Here is a 25,781-nt window from a genome sequence, read left to right as displayed (position 1 = left end):
AAGGGGAACGGCAACAAGGAAACATGGCTGCCGGTGGCTGCTGTTGACTACACTATTGTGCTCTCGATGAGCTTATTGCTTTTTGCTTATTCATTCTTTAAAACTAGGAAAAATGAGAAAATATAAACTTTTACTTGTTGCCCTGCTGGGCTGCTTGTTTACTGCACAAAGCTTGCGTGCAGATATTATTGCTAACCCCGACGTGTTTTTTATAACACCGGATGCCCCTTATACTAACTCATACCTGGATGTGCTGACCAATGACTTTTATGGCGACGACTGCGAACTGAGTTTCCTGGATGTGCAGATTGTTACTCTCCCCTCCAAATCGGGGTCTGCGGCGGTTTTTGATGCTGCTACGCATACCATCAGGTATAGGTCGGGCGTGAGTTCAGGCGTGGATTCGCTGGTGTATTCCATAAAATGCCCGTCCAACCCCTCCCCGGTTACTGCCAAAGCCTATCTTTATATTGCCGATAGCCCGGATGTGATTTCCTCTGCCGACTGTTTTGTGAAGCCAACGCCAATACCTTGGGGAATAGCTGAATTGGTAAGAACCACTACCGGAGCGCCTGATAATTATGTTAGTGGGGTTTCCAATATTCTTACAGGAGATATAGATAATGACGGAAAGGCCGAAATCTTTGTATATAATGCGAATATGAGTACTGTACTTGGTACGGGAGCGCACTCGGGCGCTATTGACAAAATACTTGTTTTTGAATACAATTACGATGAGATTGCCCGTACGCACCGCCTCGATTTGGATTACGAAATACCTTTACCCGGAGAGCAAGTCTCGTATGCCTATGGAAATTTTGCCATAGCCAGTCTTTCGGATGATGCGGACGGATGCGGATCATTATTCGTGGCTTTCACAGGTACGGCCAATGATGCTGCTACAGGAATCCCCCCTTTGTTATTGCGATACAAATATACTCCGGGGACAGGTTTTGTTGAGGAATGGAGAAAACAATACTCTTCTACAACTCTTTTTAGAAATCCCAGTCCTCTGCTTGTCGATTTGATGGGAGACGGCCATAAACAGGTAGTTGTTTGCAACAGAATATACGATGCCGAAACCGGTACGCTATTGATAGATGGCGACCAAACTCCTCAGCCAATTACGCCTAGCGCTGTGGCTCTCGATGGCTATAATTATTCTTTAGGTATCTTTGGACATCAAGGTGGGTCTAATCATATAGGTTACCAGGCAACTTTAGTTGCCGGAGATGTAGATGGCGACGGCACAATGGAATTGGTTGGGGGTGATTGTGTATATAAAGTAAGCATCACCGACTACAATAACGACTATACACCCGTTTCGCCCAATACCTTTACGCTGTGGCAACGCGCCGACAGAGCAAGACCATACATTGTTGACGGAGGTACAGCGCTGGCTGATTTCGACCTGGATGGAAAACTGGATGTAGTGGTTACAGGAAAAGTTCTTTCACCTGCGAGTTCATCGGTTTATATTTATAATCCACGTACAGGAGCAATTATGCACACAAACGATGTTATTAGTATTCCCAACAGAAATGTTTCTTCCCAACCTTTTGTAGGAGATCTGGATGGAGACGGATACCCCGAAATAGCAATGACAGCTTATTGTATAATAAATGCTTATAAATTAGATTTAACAACCGGATTGTTAAACTTGATGTGGAATCTCCCTACAACGGATACTTCCGCAGCTACTACCTTGTCCTTATTCGATTTCCGACAAAGCGGAACAGCGCAATTAATATACCGGGACGAAACTACCTTGCGTATTATTGATGGGCGGGAATATGCCGATGATGGTAGCACTCTTATCCTTCAAGGTGATCCGCTAAATACCGATCCTACCGCAGGAACCAGGGTATTATATACTTTCTCAGGTGTAAGATCTTCAACTATCAACGAATACCCCATAGTAGCAGATATTACAGGTGATGGAAATGCCGAAATACTGGCAACCGCAGAGACTAGTGGTGGTTTTCGTGGAGAATTACGTGCCTACGGCCCACCCACAGGCGTTTGGGCGCCTGCCCGTTCGGTATGGAATCAGATAGCCTACAACCCGCTTTGGGTGAATGAGGATCTCACTATCCCTGACCATCCCCTTAGCCCCGCAGCCAAATTTGCAGCAGATGGTGGCGTAGTATCACGCCCCTTCAATAACTTTTTGCAGCAGGCAACCATGCTCAATACCGAAGGAACGATGACAGCCGAAGGCGCCGACCTGGTCTTTAAATCGGGCGCACCCCGAAAAATCTATACCGATCCCATAACCGGCAAACTAAAGGTGGATGTAAAAATCCAAAATATTGGCGGAATACCATTCGAAGGCCCCATCAATTTCCAATTGTATTGGTTTGATGATGCCCTTCCGCAAAATTACACAGCGGTTGGTTCGACTCCCTACGTTGTTCCCAATCCCTCGGGTCTGCCCCCCAATGCCATGTTGGATGTGTTGTTCGAAATAGAGGCAATCGATATACCGACCGACCCCAGTTTCCTGGGCTATGCTCTCACAATGAACCTGTCATCAGCGCCGGACGAAACGCCCGTTTACAGCGGCATGGTAGAATGCCACTCAGGCCACAATAACCGGACGCTGGGTTTCAATGTCCTCGACGGTATGGCTATCATCTGTGAAGGTAGCAGCGGATCGGTAACCGTCAATCCGGCAGGAACTTTCGATGTGTATTGGTACAAATCGGACTACACCCCCATAAACCCCAGCAACCCGTACGACACCTATACCCACCCGCTTAAGGATGCCACACCGAGGGAGTATCTGCTGGTGCAAGCCATGTACAAAGGTACCAGTAATGTAGTTTCAACTACCATGGACAGTGTGTTTATCTACCGCGCACCCGACAGTTTGGTGTGGAACAACAACGGAAATGCAGGCGACTGGCACGATGCCGACAACTGGCACAATCCGGCAAGCAGCTTGTATCCGATGGCCAATATTCCACAAGCTTGTACCAATGTGTATATCCCCAAAGGAAATACTACCTTCGGTTACCCCGATTTAACACCGTCAAACACAAGCGATTTGCCCTATCCGCCCTTTAGCTCGCCAACGGCCGACAGCATTTATTTCCAATTCGGCGGCGAGGTAAAACGACCCGATTTGTTGACGTATAACAAGGCATTTATAGAAGCCGAACTCTATGCGCATCGCTGGTACATGTTTGCACCACCCTTGCAAAACTTCTATATCGGCGACCTTTACGTCAAAAACCCGATACCGGCGCTCGACCCAATCACGTCCTATATCAAGATTTGGGGCGAAAATAACTCGTCGTCGGGTCCGTACGCCCAGTATATCAATGCGCCCAAATGGAACTGGTTAATCACCGAACCGGACGTAACCTTCAAACGGGGACAAGCCCTGGGAATCTGGGCAAGTGCAAACGACGACAAGGCCCGATTGGATACCTTCGCGTTCCCCAAAAAGGATACGGAATACAAAGTATATTACGAAGGCGCCACCAACGTAAGTCCCGATTACCCTGTTTACAGCGGTTTGGACAGAACATACGCCAATCGCTTTATCTTTGAAAACAACTCGGCAATCCCTGCCCCCGGCGCCGATTTCGGTCTGACCGCCAAGTCAGGCGCTGCCAACGAACTGGTAATGATAGGCAATCCATTTATGGCACACCTCAGTTTCCTGGAGTTCTATAATGCCAATTCGACTTATATCTATGATGAGTATCAAATATTGTCCAATGGCTCATACATATCCGGCTCCAGCACAACAGACCCCTATATAGCGCCCATGCAAGCCTTTATAGTGAAAGCCAAAGGGGTATTCCCCAACAACACGCTGGTAGCCAACGGAAACATGACGGTCAACCACCCGGGACGTACGCTCAGGAGCGGACTGTCCGGTGGAAGCAGTTCAAAATTGGAAGTTCCGGTTACGGTAACACAAGCAGGCGCTCGCTCGGTAACCCGCCTCAAGTTTGGCGATCACTATTCGGCCACCTACACCAATGGCGAGGACGTGATGTCGCTCTTCGTAGCCAACGGAGATGTGCGCCCAATCAGCGGATTCTCGTTCTCAGGAGACGGTCAACGCCTCAACCTGAACGCCTTGCCTTACGAGTATATCAAAAATGGAGGAACCATTCCATTAGGCTTCAGAACCCCATTGACGGATAAAATAACCATCAATGTAGGTAACTTAACGAACTTGTTGGCAGAGAACAACAAAGCCTATCTGCACGATGCCGCCACCGGAAAAGATTACGACCTGACAACACAGTCGATGTACACCTTCGATAACCTGACGCTAGACGAAAACCTGTTTATAGATAACCGTTTCTCGCTAAAAATAGTAAAAGTAGAAACAGCCATAGCCGAAACTCAAAGCGACGACGAAACAATAGTAATAAGCGTCAAAGACAAGCTGTTACATATTGAATCGCAGGAAGTTATAGACGAAGTGTATGTATATAACGTGCAAGGCCAAATCATCTACTCGGCCAAACCCAACAATCATTCGCTAAACGCAACGATCGGCGGTGATAATTTGGTTATTGTGAAGGTTTATGCTGGAGGGAAGACGGTTAGTAAAAAAATAATAAAATAACCAACAGCCCCCCCAACAGCCCCCCCCGTAGGGGGGAAGCCCCTCCAAACCTCCCCGTGGGGGAGGCTTCAAAAGTCCCCCTACGGGGGATTTAGGGGGCTGGGAGCGCCCCTGCGATATTCGCTAATTTACTAATTAAAATATATATATATCATTATGAAAAAGAATTACAAAAAATTCATGTTAGCATCCGTGCTACTAGTCGGCAGTTTAGCTGCAACCGCTCAAGGCGACCCGGCCATTGTGCTTAAAAACTTCTCATCAGCAACCGGAAACTTGTACAGTAGTGTAAGTAACGGCATCACCGTAACCACCTCCGCCGGTGGGAGCCTCGCCTCACAGAGCTTAACAGTCAGCTGCCTGGATATCAACGGTGCATTCAATGCCCTGAGCCTGAGCAGTGGAGGTTACGTTGACATAGTCAATGCCGGCGCCTACGCCATCGAAAAAGTGGAGTTCTCGGGTGCATCGCAACAAGGAAGAGCAATTAGTTATCCCGTAGTGGCCATTAGTTTGGATGGAACAACCTTTCCCGACAACCTGTTTAATCAGAATTTGCCGTTTCCCGACGTTCTCGATGCAACCGATGCAAACGTTCCAAAGATGTTGAGTTTCCCGTCCAATCCGAGCAATGCCTGTTCGGTTCCCGTCTTTTTGGTACCCGAAACAGCCTATCAGGTAGCATATGCAGTTGGAGGAGCCGTTACACCGATAACCGATTTTGGCAAACAACTGAAGGTTATCCGTTTATACTGGAAATCAGGCTCTTTCACTTTCGGCGGTCAAAGTACCCCCAATGCAACCGATGCCCCCAACATCTACGGTATAAAAATCTATTTAACAGACACCTCAACAGGGGTGGAAGAAGCAGCAACGGCAGAAAAAACAGAAATATCCTCCTCATTCATCGACCTGACAGGCAAGCCGGCAAAAGCAACCGCCAAAGGCCTGTTAATCAAGCGGACGGTGTATGATGATGGAAGTGTAGAATACACAAAAAAGCCCCTCCAAACTCCAGCCCCCTAAATCCCCCGCAGGGGGACTTTTGAAGCCTCCCCTACGGGGAGGTTTGGAGGGGCTTCCCCCCTGCGGGGGGTGGGGGGGCTTTCCATATAAATATCCTGGCGTGCAAGCGCTAAGAGAAATCAGCCTAATTTAATTGGATATTAAAATATGGAATATGTCAAGGGATTGCCTGGGAAGGTGGTTCCTTGAGTTTGTTTAGCCCAGACAGCTGTAATGGCCTCCATCAAGCTCCGCCCGACACCCAAACTTCTGTAATCCTTCAATACAATCAAGTCGTGTATGTTAATCACCGGCCTCACCGTGAAGGTAGAAAAGTTCTCAAAAGCGACCAGCATTCCTGCATAAACACCGACTGTTTCGGCCAGCAGGACAATGATACGGATAAATGAATCCTACATATATGTAAGCTTTTTCGGGCATTTTTACAATTATGTAGAGAAAGGCTCAAATTTGCAGTAGCCCTTTGCTCCATTGCCAACAGTTTATCATAAATAGTTGCCGATAATGTAGAGTGGCACATTTGTCATCCACGATTCTTGCCTGAAATCGGACAGGGAAGTACGAATGGCTGTTTGCGGCTTGTATTTTTCACAAAAGAATTTGAAACTTTTGGCTTTGGTATTTTCTTCCGCCTTTACTTCTATGGGTATAATTTCGTTATCGTGTTGAATTACAAAATCAACTTCAGCGGAACTGTTTTCATTTGTCCAATAGCCGATATAATCCATTTTAGCTGCGCAAAGTTGTTGCATTACAAATTGTTCGGTCAATGCTCCCTTAAATTCGGTAAAAAGCGAATTGCCACTGATAATTGTTTTCAGGTCTAATCCTGATTTTGCCACAAGCAATCCTATATCATTAAAAAACAGCTTGAAAGCCGATAAATCCTGATATGCAATAAGCGGCATATTGGGTTTTGATATTCTGAAAGTTTTCAGTAAAATACCTGAATCAACCAACCATTGTATCGCCAACTCAAAATCTTTTGCTCTTGCACCTTCTTTCATTACGCCATAAACGAATTTTTTGTTTTCCTTATCCAATTGAGCCGGAATACTGTTCCAAACCATATTCAGTCGTGGAACAATTTCATAAGGGGCGTGTTTGGAAAAGTCATTTTCGTAAGTAGTAATAATATCTTCCTGTATTCCCCTAACATTACTCCAGTTACGATTGATAACAAAATCATTTACGACTTCCGGCATCCCGCCTGTATAAAAGTAGCAACGTAAATTATCCTTCAGTTTTTCGGTAAAAACAGGCAATATGTCCCACTGCTTTTTCTCTAAAATTCCAGCCAAACCTGTTTCATCAATTGCAAGCAGAAATTCGTAGAAATTTAGTGGGAACAGGTATAAGAAATTCACTTTGCCAACCGGAAACGAAACTTTGTTATGTAAATTCATACCAAGTAGCGAATCGGAAGCAACAAGGTAATATTCAGGCGCATCTTCACAAAAATATTTCAGCGCAGTAAGCCCTTTAGGTGCAGATTGAATTTCATCGAATATAATCAGCGTATTTTCAGGTTCAATTTTGGTGGAGAAAAAAGCCTCCAAAGTAGTAATTATACGTTTGGGATTAAGGTCTTGCAAAAACAAAGCTTGCAAACGTATTTCTTTCTCAAAATTGACATAAACCGTTTGTTGAAATTCGGTTTTCCCCAATTCCTTGATTAGCCAGGTTTTCCCAACCTGACGCGCACCTTGAACAATCAATGGTTTTCTTTGCTTATCTAATTTCCAATTTATCAGCTCTTTAATTCTTAATCTATACATTTTTATAAATATATAATTGTTATTGAATACACTTTTATCGACATAAAAGTGTTACGCTATTACACTTTTATCGACATAAAAGTGTTACAAATATACACTTTTCCCGACATAAAAACAAATAACCCGAGAAAATCTATAACATATCTCTATGCTGGGCTTACTGATCCGACCACGGATGTCTGACCTTAACCCAATGCGCTGCGTTGGGCTGGGTTATTAAAGGCTTTCAGCCTTAGCTTATTCGGACTTTTTTCATGCGTTTACCCTGGAGACGTGGCGCGCCACGTCTCTACATATTTAATTCTCAACTCTCAATTCTCAATTAAAATACTGTATCCTCTTCTGGTTAACAATGACGTAGATGATGACTGGGGCGCCGAATACCGGGGTGATGGCGTTCAGCGGAATTACACCGGCAAAGATGGGTAATACGCTAATCAGGTTGCACAGCAGGGCGATGCACGAACCTGTCAGAATGGTAACCGGCAATAATAGCTTGTGGTCGGAGGTGCCTAGCAGCAGGCGTGCGATGTGTGGAACGGCCAGGCCAATAAAAGAAATGGGGCCGCAATAGGCGGTAGTAATGGCTGTCAGCAATCCGGCACAAAACAGCAAGGCCAAGCGAATGGTTTTTACTTTCACCCCCAGATTGCTGGCATACCGTTCGCCCAACAGCAAGGCATTCAGGGGTTTTATCAACAAAACCGACATGATTAAGCCGATTGAAACAACGCTGCTGAAAAATGGAAGCTGGGCAACCGGTACGCCTGAAAAATCGCCCATCCCCCACAGCATGTACGAAAAAACATGCTCGCTGGTACTCCAATATTTCAGCAGCGAAATGAGGGATGAGGTGAGGTAACCGACCATAATGCCAATAATAAGCAGCATAATATTGTTTCGGACAACGGATGCAAAGCCCATTATAACAGCGAGTATGAGCGCCGCGCCCACAAAAGCGCCAACAACAACAAGCATGGATGACGACAGGTTGAAAGTAGATATTCCGCCAATGAATCCGCCGAAAAACAAGATGACCAGCGCAACGCCCAAGCTGGCTCCCGCGCTGATACCCAGAATACCGGCATCGGCCAGCGGATTTCGGAAGGCTGTTTGCAAAAGCAGGCCTGATACGGCAATTCCGCCACCGGCAAACAAGGCTGTAATGGCTTGCGGCAAACGCGATTCGAGGACAATATGCCCCCAGGCTTTTCGCTCGGGGGTGTTACCCATCAGAATATCGAGAATAACCTGCACGGGGATTTCTACTGCACCGAAAAAAAGATTCGTCATGAACAGCAGAATTATTCCCAGTACAAGGAAAACATATAGCTTGATATACCGCTTTTCGGATGGCATCCTATTCTTCCAGTTTTTTAAAATATCTCGGTTCATAACCGGGGAACAGGGCGGGATGAAAAACAGCGACCATATCCTGCAACACATATTCGGGATGAATCGGCAAATCTTCGTAATAGGGTACTTTGCCGGTGTTGCAACCATATACATTCCGGTTTCGGAAAGCGTCGAAATACGAATAGGGTTTAAATTCTTTTTCCAGACTTTTATAGGTCATATCGGGCCCCCGATTGTTGTATTTTATCAGCCAGAATTGGGTATCTTCGGCCTTGTCGAGAATGGCCTCGTACGAATACATCACCGAACCGGTAGCCTCGTCATCGGCCCACAGGTAGCAGGCTCCCGCATCTTTCAGCAGGTTGGCCATGTAACTTTTTCCCCCCGGAACATACCACATATTTCCATACTTCACATCGTTAAATACCGTTGGGCGACCGGTTGTTTGTTCCACCTGCGTTTTTATTTCGTTGTACCGGTGTTCGATGTCGGCAAATAACGAATCGGCCTGTTGCTCCTTGCCCAGGAAGGCCGAATAAAACTTAATCCATTCCGTGCGTCCCAAGGGGGTAGATTCCATGTAATCGGGCGTTTCGATGAGTGGAACTCCAGTTTTATCAATTGCTCCGTAAGCCATTCCCTGTATCGGCGATACCATAATTACTTCGGGGTCTATCATGATTATTTTTTCGATATTCGGACTGCTTGCCTGTCCCAAATCGGCAATCGAACCATCGGCAACTCCTTTTGCTATGTAATCCACATTAATGTATTGTGGTTCGCATACGCCTGATATAATGTTCAGGATGCCAAGCTCTTGCAACACAGCACAATGAACGGTAGAGAAGACGGCAATATTTTCCAAGGGCGTCCGTATCAACCGGCCTTCGGGCAATTCCGGCGGCAAGTCTTTATCTTTCTCCACCAGAATATATTTTTGCAAAATGCTGGTCGAATCCCAAGGATTATAGACCGTTACTTCTACATAACCGGCCTGTTTTTTTATATCGAATCCTTTTGCATACTTTATATCGCAGCGCTCCAAAGCAGTGGCGTCCGCCCTCTTCTCCCCGCCATTGCGACAGGAGTATAAAGACAGAAAGACTAATGCAAGAAGTAGAATTTTTATTTTCATGCGTTTTTTTACGATCTTATCTGGCTGACCGGATAACCGAGATTTCCTTGCCTTGTTTGTCCAAAACATATATCAAAGCCGAACCGGACATCGCTACATACACTTTCGACCCGTAAACAAGCAAATCCTGAGCAGTATCGCCCATGCCACGACCATTTTGTGTGGCATACACATCATATTCAACGGCATCGCTCTGAAAATTGAAGAATGCCAGATTAGCATCGTTACTATTGATATTTCCACTGTTCAGGATATACATTCCTTTTCCCGAAAGTTGAGAATAGGCGCCTATCGGATTCAAGCCTTTGGTATCGAATTTTTTGATGAGCTGTCCATCCTGATTAAAAATGTACATATCGCCATCTGTTACATAGTCCGATGAGCCGATATACACGTCTCCGTTTGACGGATTGACACTGATTGAATAGGGATTGCTCACTTCCGTGCCGTCGGTTACAAAACTGTCGGTTATCAGGCTTTCGGTTTTTGTATCATATACCAAAAATGTATTTATCGTATTCCAATTTTCATCATACTGCGAATCAATCAGATACAGTTTATCGTTATAAATAGTCATATACGAAGCGCTCAGCCCCAGTTTTTTCACTTCGCCGGTTGCAGCGTCTATTTTCTGAAGCGCGCTCTGCACATCGCCATAGTTACCATTCGAGATAACATATACATTTCCTTTGCTATCTACGGCCAGTTTATCGGGATTGAGCGCCACCTCAATGTCTTTTATTCTGGTGAACGATACAGGGTCAATAACCGAAACGGTTTTATCATAGCCCAATTCGTTATTAAAATCCAATCCACCCGAATTGGCCACATATAGCTTGTTATTCGCCACACGCACATATTCGGGACAGCGTCCGACTTTCACCTGAGCATCAACAGTTAACCTGGCCGTATCAATCCGGGCCAGATAGCCATCGAAATAGCTTACATACACTTTGCCATTGTATGCCGTAAGACTACGCGGTGATTGAGGAATACCCTGATTTGTATTTCCTGAGACATCATCGTCATTGCAGGACGAGAAAGAAACGGCAACAAACGCTGCTGTAAAAAATGCTAATAATAAATTTTTAGTCTTCATAATTATTTTAGTTGTTTAAGTTAGAAATTCAAATTGGCCGATAGCATGAACGAGCGGCGAGGCATGGGATAATAGTGAACAATCTGGTAGTTTTTATTCCAGATATTCAGCATATTAAATTGTATTTTTAGCGCCTTGTCGCCAAAACGAAATGCTTTGTTCAACGATACGGTATGGTCGGAATAAGCCGCCAGTTCATTCTCGGGTTTGTTCTGATTTTGCCAATATTGCATACCGGATATAACCGCCGTATAGGAAATATTCAAGCAGGGATTGTTACAATTCAGGGCAAACGAGCCGAAATGCCGCGGCGTATAGGGCAACTGGTGTTTATAGCTTTTGGGATTAGTCCGGTCTGTTACATCAATCACCTTCTGATAACCATACGTTCCCCATAATTGAAACGACACGTCTTTCGATACACTTGCCTCTATCTTCGCATTAACATCCAAACCGGTGATTTTCACCTTGCCATAATTACGCATAATAAATATCGGCCCGCTAAAGAAGGGCACAATCTTATTGTCCACCCTGTTACGGTATCCATCTGCCGAAACAGATACAAAGTCGAACACACGGGAAACAACGCCCGACCACGTAATACCTATATTGTATTGTGTAGTGTATTCGGGTTGGAGGTCGTAATTTCCCCAACGGCGGTAGTATAAATCGTCAAGAGTCGGTATTCGGAATATCTTTTTGTAAAATGCCCGCAAGCGCAAATCGGTTACGCTCAAAGGACGATAGGTAAACCCGGCAAAAGGCGTTATTTTATGCTTGTCTTCTGCCGACTTCCCCACCCTCGTTTTTTCGGTGATATAACTGGCCAGTAAACTGCCCGTCAACGTTAATTGAGCATTCTTGAATTGGATAGCCAGCAAGCTCTGCGAATTTAGCCGGCGAGGTTCGGACGAATCTATAAAGTTGTTTTTCAGCAGATTACAGGCGACATCTTCCGTCAAAGAGGCCGACAAATACTGAACAGGGTTGTATAATATTCCTGCCGAAGCATAGTATTCAAATTGTACGATACTGTCTGTACGGCTGTATTGCGCCTCCCTATATTTGTAGTAGGTGCGGCTAAATTTCAGATTCGCTTGTAGCGATAGTTTTCGGCTCAAGCTGTTTTTATAGTGTGCTTGTAGAAAGAAATCGCGATTTTGCAGGCGGTCGCGATGGTAGTCATTTTCGATGATGACGGCGCCCGGAATACCTTTTTCCGAATCGGCATAATTCAGTTTCAGTTTCAGTTGTCCCGCCTCGTTCATATTGCCGTACAAATTCAGCTCGGCGCGAAAGAGCTGTACATCCGAATTTATCCGTTTCCCCAACAGGCTTGTCTGCACATTCTGTATCTCGAACGGGTACTTGCCATCGGTACGTTCCCAATTCACATGTCCCAAAACCGAAAACTTGTTGTTGATTTTATGCGCATAATACAAGGACGGACTGAAATATCCGAAAGAACCGGCTTTTACCGAAGCGCCTCCCCTGTAGGGTCGATTGGCGAAATCGGGAGCGGCAGTTTCTATACTCACTACGCCTGCCGAAGCAAACACGCGCGCTGTCTGAAATATATTGTCGGGTTGCCCGATGCTGAGCGTTATTTCCGAAATGTTATCCAGCGAAAAGCGTCCGATGTCGATGATGCCCGATTGCGCATTGCCGAATGTCATTCCATCGTAGCTCACTGCTGTATGTTGTGCGCCCATTCCGCGCAACGAAACGGTTTTCATGCCGCCTATGCCGCCATAATCTTTTACCACCACGCCCGAAAACCGCCGCACAGCATCGGAGACCGATTGTATGCCCATGCTGTAAATAGCCTCGTTGTTGATTGCTTGCACCGGAGTTACGGCTTTTGTTGCAGCCGTTTTCACAGTAGCCCTTACTTCCACGGCCTGAATAGATTGCACAGGAATAGAATCGGACTGTGCATACAATCCGGTCGCTATCCAAACAAGCGCCATAAAAATCAACAATTTCTGCATTCCGTTAAACAATTTCGTCATAAAACCAAATTATTCCGGCTGCCACGGGGGAACAGAGAATCAGAAACGCATTCTTACAACTAGTTCAAAAAAAATGGACGAAAATTGTTATAAAAAACCGCTCTTTAGCCTTTTCCTCGAAAGCCATCAGAATAATATTCGCCTTGCAGGTCTTCTGACTTACTCTCATTTTGCACGCCTTCCCAAGGAATTGAGAATTGAGAGTTGAGAGTTGAGAATTTTCATTCTCTGTATCTCGGTCTCCATTCTCCACTATCCTCAGTGGATTTGAGTATTGTGCAACAATGTTTTTAATTCTGAATTCTCAATTCTGAATTAAAGTAGAGCTTACAGCAGCGGGTCTGTTCAGGATTTACACCTGATTCCCTTTTAATCCCGGGATAGAATTATCCATCGGAACAAAGCGCTGCAAAGGTAGGTAAAAAATTAATAATTTCAATGGAATGACGGGAATAATTAGGGCAAATGCATGAAAAATTTTACTGCTTATGCCTTTCGGTAAAGTTGCTGATATGAGTAGGAGATTCCGACCAAAAGGAGGAATCTCATTCGTAACAGTAGTACTAAAATTTTTCATGTATTTGCCCTGCGGAAATAATATGAATAATGTAGGGTCGTGGCATGCCGCGACCATTTTCTTGCTGGCGCGGACATAAAAACACACAGAGACGCCCAAATTGGGCGTCTCCACATTTTTATTGTTTAGACTAATAGTCTGTTTTTCAGAACGAAAAATCTACGCCTGCTCCAAATACTTTATTAGTGCGCGAGAATACGTCTTTTGTAGTTCCTCCACCGGGTTCTTTGGTATAATCGGAATAGTTTGTCCAGAAATAGCCCAGGTTAATTCTGACTGTTGGCGAAACATTGGCTGCTCCGCCAAGACCGATAGAATACGAATCGCAGGAGAAACTCAAATCCCGCTGGTAAGCGTCGCCAACACCGTATTTGGTGATTTGCCCCCCTGCACTGACAAGGAACAACTTGTTTATCTGGTATTCAACACCGGCCAGGTATTCGTTGGTCGAACCGGCGTCTTTTTGCTTGTCTCCGGCCATTTTAGCATCCGAATCGAAGAAATGGTGATAACCTACGCTGGCTGTTAGTTGCGGAAGGATTTTGTAGGATGCGCCGACAGATAAATAAGCCGGAATATCGTGCGGTGTGTTTACACCATCGGTAAACATGCCGGTATCATCCCGTTTTGTTTTATTTTCGACATTGAGCGCAGTTTTAAACTCATATTTTACCCCGATATTCAATTTGTCCTGATAGTTGAAGTTAAAACCTATTATCGGAGCAACACCCCAGCCCGATTGGGTGCAATCGAGGTATTTATCGGCTACGGCTTCTGCATTATTCCGGTAAGCGCCCGACATAGTAATATAACTGCCTCTAACAGCGTCCACCGACAGGTTGTTGTACACGGACGGGTCAAGACCTAAGCCTGCGCCCAATTGATTGGCTGTAGCTTGAGGCAACATACCCGCTGCCACCAACTGTCCGAGCGTATAACTTCCTGCACCTGCTGCAATAAGCGGATCTAACTGACCTGCCGTTCCCTGAGCCAAATCAGCTGCACCATTAAAAAAATCGGTTGCCAGCATCGAGTTTCCGGTAGGATTGAGAAGCGGATGTGTTGGATTCACCCGTACATCTTTCAAATGACCTTTATAACCATTGTTCACAATATTCAGGCGAAAACCTGCATAAGCCGAAAATAGTTCGTTTATCTTGTAGGTTCCGCCCAATTGTGCGCCAAATATAATAGAAGAACCTTCCATATATTGGTTTACCGAATATTGGCTGGTTGGTATGCCATTTGCGTTTAAGCCCGCAGGCACAGCTCTTATCTGTGCATCAAACGAAGGTAAACCCCTGTCGAATGTAGCTTTACCGCCACCACCTGCAATAGCAAAACTTCCCGAAATCGCCCAGTCGCCCACGCGATAAACTCCCATGGCGCTCGGTATAACCGGCACAGATGCCTTACCTTCAAATTCTTTGGTCTCACTCAGGCCGGAAGCTTGAAAAGGTGCAAAAGTGGAGTTAATGGTACGGGTTTGAAATGCGCTTTGATTAGTTATCGAAAAATGGAATCCGTCTCCCAGCTTTACCAAAGCTGCCGGATTGGTATAAACGGCATCAATTTCGGTTGATGCGTCTCTAGCCGGATTACGCAAAAAATGTACACTTTGATTGGTGTTTGTCAACAGACCGCCGGCAAAAGCCAGAGAAGCATTCAACGCGGCAACAATTACCGCCAGTTTTCTTTTTTTCATTTATTAAAAAGTTTTAGAATTCGCCTACAAAGATATTAATAATATGCAATTTGCCAATATGCCAATATCTTAAAAATGAAAATCAAAGAATTAATTTGCAAACCCATTAAACCTTTTAGTTTTATGCCAGTCAAAGGAAGTAGAACATTAAAAAATAAGGTTACAAAGATATTTTAGGTTCAGGTATTTATTAATAGGTTGTTTTTTAAGGGTAGAGCCGGGATTTTCGGTTCTACTCTTTTCGTTTTAACCACGTAATACTCCCTTGTTAATAATTTCAACTCAACTCTTTTATAAAATAAATCATTATCTTTGTAAAATAGTTCAAGAAAAGTTATAAATAAATGAGAATTGAAGAATTCACAAAAAAATTCAAAGAAATCAAAGATCTAGGATTTGTGCCAACCCTGCGAAATGGTTCAACGGGAATTGGTTACACGCTCGAAACAATGTTAGGTATCAAGGAAAATAATGATGCCCACCCCGATATTGAAGGAGCAGAATTAAAAGCTCACCGAACAAAGGAAAATACTTTGATTACCTTGTTTACATTCAACAATAAAGCGTGGAAAATGCCACCTTTAGAGGCCGTAAAGAAATATGGGAGCCTTGATAAAGAGGGCCGACAGGGTTTATATTATACTATGTCATTAAAGCCCAATAGTGCAGGACTTTTTCTTGATGTACAAAAAACGGAAATCTCAGTTAGGCATATTTCAGGCGAAATTGTTGCCACTTGGCAATTGCACGATTTAGCCGAAAGATTTGTACAAAAAATACCTGCTTTGCTTTTTGTTTCTGCATTTACAGAAGAAAGAGATGGTATGGAATATTTTCATTTCTCAAGAGCACAACTAATGAAAGGCACTTCGCCAGAATTATTAGCTGACCAATTCAAAGCAGAAAATATTTTGGTAGATTTGAGATTACATGACAAAGGCTCAATGGCACGAAATCATGGCACAGGATTCAGAGCATATGAAGATAAACTGCCATTTCTATTTAATAATATAATGGATTTATGAGCTATCAAGTTGTAAGAAATACAAAATACGATTATGCAGGACAGTCTTATGCTTCTATGTATCCGAATTTGCATAAATACCCTGCAACCATGTTACCTCAAATCGGTATTGATATACTACAAGAACTCAACGTGTCAAAAGGGAGATTGCTTGATCCTTACTGTGGTTCAGGGTCTTCGTTTGCAAGTGGCTTGGAATGCGGCTTGACCGAGATGCATGGTTTTGATATAAATCCTTTAGCGGTACTGATTTCAAAAGTGAAATTTACAAGAATCTCAATAAATGAACTTATAGAAACACGGCAGATTTTCAGAAGTAATGTATTTGAATGTCTGAAAAACGAAAACAATATCAAAAATTTGAAATGTCCGCAAATTACAAATATCGGGTTTTGGTTTTCAAAAGAAGTAATAGATAATTTAACTATTATCAGACACTTTATAGACAAAATAGAAAGCGAAGAGATTCGAAATTTCTTTTTAATTCCTTTTTCCGAAACTGTTAGAGAGTGTTCTTACACAAGGAATAATGAATTTAAGTTATACCGCATGAAATCGGAGGATATTCTGAACTTTAATCCCGATGTAATGGGCGTTTATTTTAAAAAATTAGAAGATACAGTTTTCCTATACACAAATTTTTATTTCCCAAAATTGGACAATGAAGTAAGTGTAAATGTTCAATATTCTACATTTCAACCACAGAATGATTTTTTTGATGTGGCGCTTACAAGTCCTCCTTATGGAGATAGTCGAACAACCGTTGCATACGGACAGTTTTCAACTCTTTCCAACGAATGGTTGGGAATTGAATATGCTCGAAAAATTGATGCCATGCTAATGGGAGGAACGAAACCTAAACAGAACATAACAGAAGGTGTAATTGCTGACTATATTTCGCAAATAAATAAAGTCGATGCTAAGCGAGCATTGGAAGTTTCGGCATTTTATGGCGATTTGAGAACTTCGATACAAAAGGTGGCAAACAGTATCAAAAAAGGTGGCAAATCAATTTATGTTGTTGGAAATAGAACCGTTAAAAATGTACAATTACCAACTGACCAATTTATAGCCGAAAAGTTTGAAGAAAACGGTTTTAAACATATTGTTACCTACGAAAGAGCGCTGAGTAATAAAGCAATGCCCAGCAGAAATTCGCCAACCAATGAAGCTGGAAAAACCGTAAATACCATGTTATTTGAATACATTGTTGTTTGCGAAAAAGCAATGAAAATATAAATGGTTGTACGTTTATTTATTTGTTTTACAATTAATTACATAAATATCAAATAAGTGTACAACCTTAGTTTCGGATAATTATGTTGAAATCCTTATATGTAAAAAACTATGCGCTGATCGATCTTTTGGAGATTGATTTTAGCGCCGGTTTTTCTGTTATTACAGGAGAAACCGGCGCCGGTAAATCTATTATTATAGGCGCTTTGTCTCTGATTTTGGGTCAACGGGCTGATGTGAAGGCTATAAAAGTGGGCGAATCGAAATGTATTGTGGAGGGAACATTTGATGTTTCGGCATACGACTTGAATGCTTTTTGTGAAGAAAACGGCATTGAGTACGATGCGCAGTCCTATATCCTCCGGCGCGAAATATTATCGACCGGAAAATCGAGGGCTTTTATCAACGACACGCCCGTATCGCTCACCGAGCTGAAATTGTTGGGCGAACAACTGATAGACATTCATTCGCAGCACAAGAACCTGTTGCTGGGCGATAACCGCTTTCAGATGCAGGCGCTTGATATTTTGGCCGGAACAAGAGCCCTGCTGAAAGAATACCAGTCGGCATACAAAGAATATAAAACGGCTCAGAAGTCTTTATTTGAACTTCAGGAGCTGTCGAAAAAAAGCAAAGAGGACGAGGACTACCTGCGTTTTCAGTACAATGCCCTAGTGGAGGCCAAATTGGAGGAGGGCGAACAGGAAGAACTGGAAAAAGAACAGGAAATACTGAATCATGCCGAGGAGATAAAGTCGGCTTTGTTTGGAATACATAACCTGCTTTCTTCCAACGATTTGAATGTGGTTCAGCAGCTGAAAGAGAGCTTGAATATCGCCCGCAATTTATCGAAAGTTTATCCCGATTCGGAGGCTATTATCCAGCGTTTGGAGGGCGCTTACCTCGACCTCAAAGATTTGTCGCCCGATGTAGAACATTCTGCCGAAAGCGTTGAATACGACCCCGATCGCCTGGCTTTTATTGGGGCGCGATTGGATTTAATATACAGTCTGCAGCAAAAACACCGCGCTTCTTCCATTGCGGAATTGTTGACTATATACCACGAACTGGAAGCTCAAATAGCCAGTTTGGATTCGTATGACGAAACCATCGCCAGGCTGCAAAAAGAAGCCGGACAGAAGCAGGCAGCCATGCTCGCATCAGGACAGGAACTGAGTAAGCAACGGAAAGCGGCGACCAAAACCATCGAAGAGCAATTGACGGCTAAAGTTACAGTGCTGGGAATACCAAATATCCGGTTCGGGTGCGAAATAACAGCCAAAGAACTGCCCGATTCAACCGGACTTGATAACCTCCGGTTTCTGTTTTCGGCCAACAAAAATGTGCCCTTACAGCCCATTTCGGAAGTGGCTTCGGGCGGTGAAATTTCGCGCGTAATGCTTTGCCTGAAATCGATGATCGCCGGTGCAACGGCCTTGCCAACGATTATTTTCGACGAGGTTGATACGGGCGTTTCGGGCGAAGTGGCCGATAAAATGGGACAGATTATGCAGGATTTTGGCAAGCAGATGCAGGTATTGGCTATCACGCACCTGCCACAGATTGCAGCAAAAGGCAACACCCACTATTTTGTGTATAAGACTGACGATGAAAGCAGTACGCGAACCAATCTGCGCGAACTGACAAGGGACGAACGCATCAAAGAACTAGCCCAAATGCTAAGCGGATCCGAAATTACCGATGCCGCTATTTTGAATGCGAAAGTGATGCTGGGGGATAAATAATGGTAATTGCCTGGATAATTTGGTTGGCAATATATCTGAGGTGGCTATATAAAGTTAAACCTTTTAAGAAGAAAAGTAACAGAATAGAGAAAAATTCATAACATGAAAGAAAAAGAAATGATTTTCGGTATTCGTGCCGTGATTGAAGCGGTTGAAGCCGGAAAAGAGATAGATAAAGTGATAGTGAAACGCGAATTGCAGGGCGATTTGTTTAAGGAACTATCGACTGTGCTGAAAACGCACGATATTCCGATGCAGAAGGTTCCCGTTGAGCGTATCAACCGTTTTACGTTTAAAAATCATCAGGGGGTTATCGCTTTCTTGTCGGCGGTTACTTACGAACGACTGGAGGATATTGTACCGTTTTTGTACGAACAGGGGAAAAGCCCGTTTATTTTGCTGCTGGACGGATTGACGGATGTCCGCAATTTTGGCGCGATTGCCCGCACTTGCGAGGTGGCCGGAGTGGATGCAATTGTCATCCCCAGTCGGGGCAGCGTAACGGTGAATGCCGATGCGGTGAAGACCTCGGCAGGAGCATTGCTCAAAATTCCGGTGTGCAAGGAGAGCAGTTTGAAGGACGCTATCCAATTCCTCAAAGACAGTGGCGTGAAGGTGGTTGCAGCTACCGAACGCGTATCGCAAAGCTATACCGAGGTTGATTATACCGGCCCCGTGGCAATAGTTATGGGCGCCGAAGATACAGGCGTATCAACCGAAAACCTGCGCATCTGCGACGAGCTGGTGAAAATTCCGCAATATGGCACTATCGGCTCCCTCAATGTTTCGGTGGCGGCAGGGGTGCTTATTTACGAGGTTATCAGGCAGAATAATTTAAAGCAATAAATATGAAAAAAGCAATATCATCTACTAATGCGCCCGCAGCCATTGGCCCCTACAGTCAGGCAATAGAGGCAAACGGGATGCTGTTTGTATCGGGACAAATACCGATTAATCCGGCGACAGGTGAATTTCCTTCGGGCGGAATAAAAGAACAAACCTTGCAAGCTTTTAAGAATATACAGGCCATTCTGTCGGAGGCCGGTCTGAGTATGGATAATGTGGTGAAAACAACCGTTCTGTTGGCCGACATCGCCGATTTTGCGGAGATGAACGAGGTATATGCCTCTCAATTTAAGGGCACATTTCCGGCACGTTCGGCATTCGCCGCGAAGTCGCTTCCAAAAAATGCAAGGGTAGAAATAGAAGTAATTGCGGTAGCCCCCTAAATCCCCCGTCGGGGGACTTTAAAGTCTCAGCCCCTCCAAGAGGCTGCCTCAAAAGGATCCGACCCGCCCAGCACACAAAGAACGCGAATTACGCGGATTACACAGATTTCCGCAAATAATTGTGGGGGATAGCGCATTTTCGTAGGGGCGTATGGCATACGCCCAGCACACAATATTCAAAATACACATAATAATGTAACATTTGCACGTCTCGACAGTGCGTGTATCGGGCGTATGGCATACGCCCCTACGTTTTTCACAACATTGACCATTACAACATTGACCATTAATGTGGTCGCGGCACGCCACGACCCTACAACTTGAAACCTTAAACTTTGAACTTTGAACTTAATACCTAAACTTTAAACCTATTTTTTACCGAAAATAAAAGAAAGTAATTAGCTTTGCAGTTAATTTCAGACACATAGTAAAATCAAGACCAACAAACTAAGGTTAGAGTACTGTATATAACCGACTTATGATTCGATACAAAGATAAATATGATTCTTATTTTTATCCTGCACTATTTATTCTTTTCGCTGCTATTTGTGTATTTATTTGTTTCAAATCAATTCTGCCCGCCAGATTGTTCCCCGAAAGTGAATTCCAATCGACCAATATTGTAATCGACAGCCTGGCCTTGACCGCTATGGCCGAATGCGATTCTATTGGGAAGGATAGCATTGACAGCAGACCGGCAGTCGATTTTTCGACAAGCGGCAATATGGAAGGGCATTCCAACCTGCTGGATTTTTACGATAAACTATACAAGCTGGAAAACTCGGAGAGGAAAAGTATCCGAATCGCCTATTTCAGCGACTCGATGACCGACGGCGATTTTATTGTACAAGATATTCGTAGCCTTTTTCAGGATAAATTCGGTGGCAAAGGGGTTGGTTTTGTGAGCATAACATCCCTTTCGGCCTTATCGCGCCATTCTGTTTCGCACCATTATTCCAAAGACTGGCAAACCTCCTCGTTCTTAAAGGGTTCTCAGGCGAGAGCTCCTTTTGGCATCGACGGGCAAGTGTCGTTTGTCAGCGATTCTACCTCCTCCTTTGTCGAATACAAAGCTAACGACCTCAACCATTGCGAATACCTCTATAATCCGGTATTATTTTATGGAAAATCGACAAACGAACAGGCATTTGTCAATGTATCGGCAACAGACGAAAACGCTTCGCAGAAGGAGCTTGTCCCCAGCGATACATTGAACACCCTTGCCCTGTCGTCAACCAATCCGAAGCGTATTAAACTGGTATTCCACCGGGCTTATTCCGTTCCTTTCTATGGCGTCAATTTCGATGACGGAAAAGGAGTTCACGTCGATAATTACTCCATGCGTGGAAATTCGGGGCTGCCACTATCCATCCTGAACACCAGTTTGTTGAAATCTTTCGACAACAAGTTGCAATACGACCTGATCATTATACACTACGGAGCAAATGTACTAGGATACGGAACTACCGACTACTCGTGGTACGAGAAAAAGATGTTGAAAGTGGTCGAACATCTGAACAATTGCTTTCGGAATGCGAACGTCATAATTGTTTCTTCAGCCGATAAGTCGAGCAAACAAGAGATGGAAATGAAAACCGATAAGGCCGTTATACCTTTAATATCGACACAACGACATTATGCCAAAGAATCGGGGTCGGCATTCATCAACCTCTACAACCTGATGGGTGGAGACGGTTCGATGGTGAAATGGGTAGATGAAGAGAAACCGCCGCTGGCCAATAAAGACTATACCCATTTTAATGCCAACGGCTCTAAAAAGGTAGCCACCCTTATTTACAAAGAAATAGAAAGCGGCTACCTGAAATACAAGCGAATGAAAGAAATCGGAAACATCAACTAAATTATATCACCCGACACAACCAATGGGAATAACAAAAAACATACAATTCGTTCTACTCTTCTTCATTTGCCTGTTGCAACTATCCGAGGCCGGCGCAAAGGAACAAGAGAAGAATTCCCATTTCGAAAACGGGGAATTATTGGGCAAAGTATTCGATAAGCTACACGATTTGGAGGCAGGGCGCCGGAAGAAAATCAACATCGTTCACATCGGAGATTCGCACATACAAGCCGATTTTTTCACCGATGTCATCCGTCAAGCCTTGCAATCCCGCTTCGGAGATGGAGGATACGGATTTACCTTCCCCTACTCCCTCGCAAAAACAAACGGCACCAAACAGGTAAAATACCAATCGAATATACAATGGCAGAATTACCTGAACGTCAAACCAATATCCGGCATAACCATTGGCCTTAGCGGTATCGGCCTATATACCGATACCCGAAATTTCTACATCGAATTAAATACCGGACAGGCACATCCCTTTAACACGGTCAAGGTGTTATATCCCACCAAGGAACCCGGCTTCGAGCTATCTTTAGCTCTCAAAAACGAAACCGTTTTGTTCCAGCCCGAAAAGCAACCGGTTACTGCCAAAGCAAATGCCGGTTATCACAAGGTTAAGGCCGGTGAAACACTTTACCGCATAGCCACAGCGCACAATATAAGCGTTGACGCGCTAAAAGCAGCCAACAACCTGCGCTCAAATACCATCCGGGCGGGGCAGAATATCAAAATACCCGGTAAAGCAGCTGCAAAATACCCGAAACAAACACCCGTATCCGAAAATCACATTATCAAAGACGACTCTTTAGTTATTGATAATAAGCCCTTTGTCTCCATATTCAGCAGTCCGGATCCTTTAAATAAAATATACCTGTTGCCGGGTAATCAATCTCCGGTATATAATTTAAGCGGTATCGTACTCGAAAACGACCAACCGGGAGTCATATACCACGCCATTGGGGTCAACGGCTCCAAAACATCCGACTACAATAAATACCCCATCTTTTTCGAGCAGCTGTCTATTCTGAATCCCGATTTGGTGATTATTTCCCTGGGGACAAACGAATCTTTCGGAAAATGGGTAAGCATTGATTACATATACCAGATGGCCCTGATGATAAAAAACATCCGGGAGAAGAACAACCACGTAGCGATACTGATTATGACCCCTCCCCCATCCTTGTTCAGGCGCAACAAACTCAATACCTTTGTGGAAGAATACAGCAAGGCATTGCTCGATATGGACGGATGCATTATCTGGGATTTATTGGCCCGAATGGGCGGAATTTACGCCCCCAAAGATAAAAGCTATGCACCGCTAATGGCCAAAGATAAAGTGCATTACACAAAAGAAGGATACAAGCTGCAAGGAGAACTTTTTTCGTCCGATTTTCTGAGCGCATACGATAAATACATTAAAACGAAATAGAATTGGAGACATTTTTAACCTGGCTGAAAGATTTTAATATATCAATAGACGATAGTATATCCTGGTTTACTTACGACCCTGCTAATCCGTTACTATTCAGTTCCGAACTCTTTCTGGGATTTTTTACTGTTTTCTATCTTATTTACATAATAAGCCGGAAGCACATTCATTTCAGGACGATATACCTGCTGTTTTTCTCGCTGTTTTTCTATTACAAGGCCGGCGGATTATTTTTCATTTTACTTATACTGTCCTGTGTAGTAAACTATTTCTTTTCGGGACTGATGCACAGGTCGTCCAACAAAACCGAAAGAAAATTTCACCTGATATTTATTATTACCATAAACCTGCTTATACTGGGGCATTATAAATATACCGATTTCTGCATCGACAACATCAATACCATTTTCAGCAGTAATTTTGCCTTGCAGCATATCATATTGCCGATAGGTATTTCTTTTTATACATTTCAGGCTATCAGTTACAGCATCGATTTGTACCGGAAAGATATAGAACCGGCCCGAAACTTTCTCGACTTCTCGTTCTATTTGTGTTTTTTCCCGCAGCTTGTTGCAGGTCCGGTAGTCAGGGCTAAAACATTTTTGCCGCAAGTGAGGCAAGATGTATCCCTGTCGAAGCACGATGCCAGCATCGCCACATTTATGATTTTATCGGGATTGGTAAAAAAAGCCATCATATCGGACTATATATCGCTCAACTTTGTCGATAGAATATTCGATAGTCCCTTGAATTACACCTCGATAGAGAACCTGCTGGCCGTATATGGCTACACCTTGCAGATATATTGCGATTTTTCGGGTTATTCCGACATGGCGATTGGCTTGGCGCTGCTGATGGGTTTCACGCTTCCGCAGAACTTCAACAGCCCTTATAAATCGACCTCCCTGACCGAATTTTGGAAACGATGGCACATTTCCCTGTCCACCTGGTTGCGCGATTATTTATACATACCCTTGGGTGGCAACCGCAAAGGAAAATTCAGAACCTACCTGAACCTCCTCCTGACAATGCTTATAGGCGGATTATGGCATGGGGCAGCCTGGAAATTTGTGATATGGGGCGGGTTACATGGCTTAGCTTTAGCCATCGAGCGGTTTTTGAAACAATACATAAAATTGCCCGACAAACGCATTATTCGTACTTTATGCATTCTGGCAGCTTTTCATTTTGTAGCTTTCTGCTGGATATTTTTCAGGGCAGCTAATTTTAAGGATGCAGCTAGCATCATTGCACAAATAGGCAACCTGAATTTTAATTTGAATGACTGGTGGACGATTATTGTAAGTTGTAAAAATGTGATGCTACTTATCGTTATCGGATTCATATTGCACTTCTTACCGGAACAATTGGCGGACAAAGCCAAGTCAGGTTTCGAGAAAGTACCCGCCATTGGCAAAGCCATTCTTCTGGGATTTGTTTTCTGGATGGTATATGCAACTGCTTCAAGCGGAACACAACCATTTATTTATTTCCAATTTTAAAAGAGGCTTACAGGTCGCTTATTAATTATATACAGATAGAATAATAGAAATGGAGCTTCCACCTGTCTAACCGGACAGATAAAACGAAAAACTGGTATAATTATAAAATAACTGATTATTAACAGTTTAAATATATAGATAACGAACAAAGCTTATACCATATAGATAGAATAATATACGGGAAGTATGGATATTAGGGTATAAAACACCAAAACATCTTATGCCGTTCTTTAGCGTTATAATTGAGGCGAAAATGGATTTTCCGGTCTTATATATTTAAGGAGTAGTGAGAATTTTGAGTGATTAAGAGAAAAAAAGACCGTATATTAGGGGGAAAAGAGACTTTGTTGCAACGGCAGTCCATCCGGTATTTTTCTTCACTATCGTAGCAAGTAAAATTAACTCACTTTGTAAGCATCGGGCATACCAATCCCGATGAATTTATTTAATGTCAAACATTTGAGTTT

General features: G+C 43.7%; 17 protein-coding genes and 1 riboswitch. Of the genes, 10 read left to right on the top strand and 7 right to left on the bottom strand.

The genetic code is table 11. The annotated features are described in order from the left end of the window. Positions 1-112: 112 nt before the first annotated feature. Positions 113-4,594, top strand: a complete 4,482-nt coding sequence (locus ACYPWY_RS13160; protein WP_459685994.1) for a T9SS type A sorting domain-containing protein — start codon at positions 113-115, stop codon at positions 4,592-4,594. 156 nt (positions 4,595-4,750) lie between these two features. Then, positions 4,751-5,620 carry a hypothetical protein gene (locus tag ACYPWY_RS13155; protein WP_459685993.1) on the top strand — a complete coding sequence of 290 codons (870 nt, stop codon included), beginning with the start codon at positions 4,751-4,753 and terminating at the stop codon, positions 5,618-5,620. A gap of 140 nt (positions 5,621-5,760) precedes the next feature. Here the strand turns inward: ACYPWY_RS13155 and ACYPWY_RS13150 are convergent, their stop codons facing one another. From ACYPWY_RS13150 to ACYPWY_RS13120, 7 genes are all read right to left on the bottom strand, one after another. Further along, the gene (locus ACYPWY_RS13150) at positions 5,761-5,985 is read right to left on the bottom strand and encodes a GNAT family N-acetyltransferase (protein WP_459685996.1); all 225 of its coding nucleotides are present in this window, start codon (positions 5,983-5,985) and stop codon (positions 5,761-5,763) included. Between the two features lie 120 nt (positions 5,986-6,105). Further along, entirely contained in the window at positions 6,106-7,398 is a 1,293-nt protein-coding gene (locus ACYPWY_RS13145) for an ATP-binding protein (protein WP_459685992.1), read from the bottom strand. 318 nt (positions 7,399-7,716) lie between these two features. Continuing rightward, on the bottom strand, positions 7,717-8,757 hold the full coding sequence (locus ACYPWY_RS13140) for an iron chelate uptake ABC transporter family permease subunit (protein WP_459685991.1): 1,041 nt from the start codon (positions 8,755-8,757) through the stop codon (positions 7,717-7,719). 1 nt (position 8,758) lies between these two features. Beyond that, the gene (locus tag ACYPWY_RS13135; RefSeq protein WP_459685990.1) at positions 8,759-9,889 is read right to left on the bottom strand and encodes an ABC transporter substrate-binding protein; all 1,131 of its coding nucleotides are present in this window, start codon (positions 9,887-9,889) and stop codon (positions 8,759-8,761) included. A gap of 16 nt (positions 9,890-9,905) precedes the next feature. After that, on the bottom strand, positions 9,906-10,988 hold the full coding sequence (locus tag ACYPWY_RS13130; protein WP_459685989.1) for a DUF5074 domain-containing protein: 1,083 nt from the start codon (positions 10,986-10,988) through the stop codon (positions 9,906-9,908). A gap of 20 nt (positions 10,989-11,008) precedes the next feature. Then, positions 11,009-13,000, bottom strand: a complete 1,992-nt coding sequence (locus ACYPWY_RS13125) for a TonB-dependent receptor plug domain-containing protein (protein ID WP_459685988.1) — start codon at positions 12,998-13,000, stop codon at positions 11,009-11,011. Between the two features lie 127 nt (positions 13,001-13,127). Further along, a riboswitch (cobalamin riboswitch) is annotated at positions 13,128-13,419 on the bottom strand. A 303-nt stretch (positions 13,420-13,722) separates the two neighbouring features. After that, positions 13,723-15,282 (bottom strand): aromatic hydrocarbon degradation protein, encoded by a 1,560-nt coding sequence (locus tag ACYPWY_RS13120; RefSeq protein WP_459685987.1) that lies wholly within the window; start codon positions 15,280-15,282, stop codon positions 13,723-13,725. A gap of 344 nt (positions 15,283-15,626) precedes the next feature. Between ACYPWY_RS13120 and ACYPWY_RS13115 the strand changes: the two genes are divergently transcribed. The 8 genes from ACYPWY_RS13115 to ACYPWY_RS13080 all read left to right on the top strand — a co-directional run bounded on the left by ACYPWY_RS13115 (position 15,627) and on the right by ACYPWY_RS13080 (position 25,314). Further along, positions 15,627-16,307 carry an MvaI/BcnI family restriction endonuclease gene (locus tag ACYPWY_RS13115; RefSeq protein WP_459685986.1) on the top strand — a complete coding sequence of 227 codons (681 nt, stop codon included), beginning with the start codon at positions 15,627-15,629 and terminating at the stop codon, positions 16,305-16,307. Then, positions 16,304-17,545 (top strand): DNA methyltransferase, encoded by a 1,242-nt coding sequence (locus ACYPWY_RS13110; RefSeq protein WP_459685985.1) that lies wholly within the window; start codon positions 16,304-16,306, stop codon positions 17,543-17,545. Before ACYPWY_RS13115 ends, ACYPWY_RS13110 begins: the two co-directional genes overlap by 4 nt. A gap of 80 nt (positions 17,546-17,625) precedes the next feature. After that, positions 17,626-19,287, top strand: coding sequence for a DNA repair protein RecN (gene recN, locus ACYPWY_RS13105; protein WP_459685984.1), 1,662 nt, complete (start codon positions 17,626-17,628; stop codon positions 19,285-19,287). Between the two features lie 102 nt (positions 19,288-19,389). Further along, entirely contained in the window at positions 19,390-20,133 is a 744-nt protein-coding gene (gene rlmB, locus ACYPWY_RS13100; RefSeq protein ID WP_459685983.1) for a 23S rRNA (guanosine(2251)-2'-O)-methyltransferase RlmB, read from the top strand. A gap of 2 nt (positions 20,134-20,135) precedes the next feature. Further along, entirely contained in the window at positions 20,136-20,516 is a 381-nt protein-coding gene (locus ACYPWY_RS13095; RefSeq protein ID WP_459685982.1) for a RidA family protein, read from the top strand. A 478-nt stretch (positions 20,517-20,994) separates the two neighbouring features. Then, positions 20,995-22,377 carry an SGNH/GDSL hydrolase family protein gene (locus ACYPWY_RS13090; RefSeq protein WP_459685981.1) on the top strand — a complete coding sequence of 461 codons (1,383 nt, stop codon included), beginning with the start codon at positions 20,995-20,997 and terminating at the stop codon, positions 22,375-22,377. A gap of 22 nt (positions 22,378-22,399) precedes the next feature. Beyond that, a complete protein-coding gene (locus ACYPWY_RS13085) occupies positions 22,400-23,812 on the top strand; it encodes a LysM peptidoglycan-binding domain-containing protein (protein WP_459685980.1) in 1,413 nt (470 codons plus the stop codon). A 23-nt stretch (positions 23,813-23,835) separates the two neighbouring features. Then, the gene (locus ACYPWY_RS13080) at positions 23,836-25,314 is read left to right on the top strand and encodes an MBOAT family O-acyltransferase (RefSeq protein WP_459685995.1); all 1,479 of its coding nucleotides are present in this window, start codon (positions 23,836-23,838) and stop codon (positions 25,312-25,314) included. The last annotated feature ends 467 nt before the right edge of the window (positions 25,315-25,781 follow it).

It is taken from the genome of Viscerimonas tarda, assembly GCF_054601255.1.
The sequence above is the reverse complement of the archived record's forward strand: the minus strand, read 5'-3'. Positions and strand labels throughout refer to the sequence as shown.